At 24.5% G+C, this 1,830-nt stretch carries 4 protein-coding genes; all 4 read left to right on the top strand.

Annotation, left to right across the window (positions count from 1 at the left end; all coding sequences use genetic code 11):
• Window positions 1–434 (top strand): PTS sugar transporter subunit IIA (locus Q0370_RS02735; protein WP_299571801.1); only part of this gene is annotated, 434 nt, incomplete at its 5' end.
• Between the two features lie 98 nt (window positions 435–532).
• Window positions 533–1,021 (top strand): transcriptional regulator NrdR, encoded by a 489-nt coding sequence (gene nrdR / locus Q0370_RS02730; protein ID WP_299571798.1) that lies wholly within the window; start codon window positions 533–535, stop codon window positions 1,019–1,021.
• 8 nt (window positions 1,022–1,029) lie between these two features.
• A complete protein-coding gene (locus Q0370_RS02725; RefSeq protein WP_147005727.1) occupies window positions 1,030–1,299 on the top strand; it encodes a septum formation initiator family protein in 270 nt (89 codons plus the stop codon).
• A gap of 30 nt (window positions 1,300–1,329) precedes the next feature.
• The gene (locus Q0370_RS02720; protein ID WP_299571792.1) at window positions 1,330–1,791 is read left to right on the top strand and encodes a hypothetical protein; all 462 of its coding nucleotides are present in this window, start codon (window positions 1,330–1,332) and stop codon (window positions 1,789–1,791) included.
• Window positions 1,792–1,830: the final 39 nt, after the last annotated feature.

The raw sequence follows: 1,830 nt of genomic DNA, 5'->3' as shown, positions 1-1,830 counted from the left end.
ACACAATAAATTTAAATTTGGAATCAAAAAATAAAAATGCAGTAATTAAAGAATTGTATGGTAACTTAAAAAAAACAAATTTAATAAAGGATGAAGAACAGGGATTAAATGATATTCTTGCAAGAGAAGAGATGGGTTCAACTGGAATTGGTAAAAGAATAGCGTTACCACATGCAAAAACAAAAGCAGTAGATGAATTGATTGTGACTTTTGGAATTTCAAGAAATGGAATAGCATATAATTCAGTAGATGATGAAAATGTAAATATTTTCTTTATGTTTCTATGTCCAGAAAATAAAAGTCAAGAATATTTAAAAGTATTGGCAAGAATATCAAGGTTAATAAGAGAAGACAGATTTATAGATAATTTATTGAAGGCTGAATCAAATGAACAAATTATTGAAATTATTCGAACAGAAGAGATGAATGGATAATAAGTCGTATTAAATATTATAGAAATAATTTTTAATAAATTAACATATAACCCTGTAAAATTAATAAAATATTTTAAAAAAGATTAGGGGGGAATATTATGAGATGTCCGTTTTGTGGTTATGAAAATACAAAAGTAGTGGATAGCCGTGCTTATTTTGAAGGAAACTCAATCAAACGACGGCGTGAATGTGAGAAGTGTGGTAAAAGATTTACCACTCATGAAAAAGTTGCTGAATTATCATTGGTTGTTGTAAAGAAAAATGGTGAAAAACAGCCATATTTACGCGAAAAAGTCTATAATGGAATTGTAAGGGCGTTTGAAAATAGACATATTGATGTAGAAAAAATAGAAGAAACAATAGATAAGATTGAGCGTGAAATATTGACTTCATATTCAGGTGAAATAAAATCAAGTGAATTAGGTGAAAAAATACTTTCATATCTAATAGATTTAGATGAAATTGCCTATGTGAGATTTGCCTCAGTTTATAAAAAATTTGATAGTTTAGATAGTTTTATAAAAGAAATAGAAAAAATAAGAAATGATAAAGACAAACAAGATAGACATAAAAATTTAAAAATATAGGAGGAATAATGAGAAAGCTACGTATAATAGGAAATATCATATTTTTCAGTTTAGTAGTTTACTTTATTGGGCAAAGTGCAAGAATCTTTTTTAATAAAAGATCTATGCAAAACAATTTGATTAGTACAGATAAAGAAATAAAAGAGCTTAACGATAAAAAAAATAGATTATTAAGTCAAGAAAAGAATTCAGATGAAGATGAAAAAACTGAAAAATTTGCGAGAAATAATTTGAATTTAAAAAAAGAAGGAGAAGAAACTTATAAAATTTCAGAATAATTTGTTAATAAATTATTGAAGTTAATTTTTATGAGTCATAGTATAATGAATAATATTTTTGACATGGAAAGTTTAAAAAATAAATTAGAGCTATATAAAATAGAAGATGAGAAGAATAAATATGTTTTTAGAGCAAATTTAAAATATATGATTTCATCGTCTATTTTTTTTATAATAATTGTTATTATAGCAGGATATTCTTTATATAAAGGAATTGCTGGAATTGAAAAATTAACAACTATAAAAATTGTTTTTATTGCGATTCTTTTTGGATATGTTATCGTTGCATCTTTTCTTTTATTCAGTTTTAAGATTGTGATTGAAGATAATAAAATATTTTTAAAAAAAATAACCATTAATATTGAAGATATTGAAAGTGCTAGTATAAAAATAATTAGAGTAAGTTCAAGTAAAGCAGATAAATTTTTAGAGGTAATAACAAAAGATAAAAAAAGAATTTGGTTCAGCATTATTAGAAGATCTAACCGATAAACAAATTATTATTTTTCTTGAGGAACTTCTTACCAGCTC

Origin of the sequence: uncultured Leptotrichia sp. (genome assembly GCF_938036635.1) — a bacterium.
GTDB lineage: Bacteria > Fusobacteriota > Fusobacteriia > Fusobacteriales > Leptotrichiaceae > Leptotrichia > Leptotrichia hongkongensis.
Note: the sequence above shows the minus strand (reverse complement) of the source record. Positions and strands in the feature narration are given on the sequence as shown.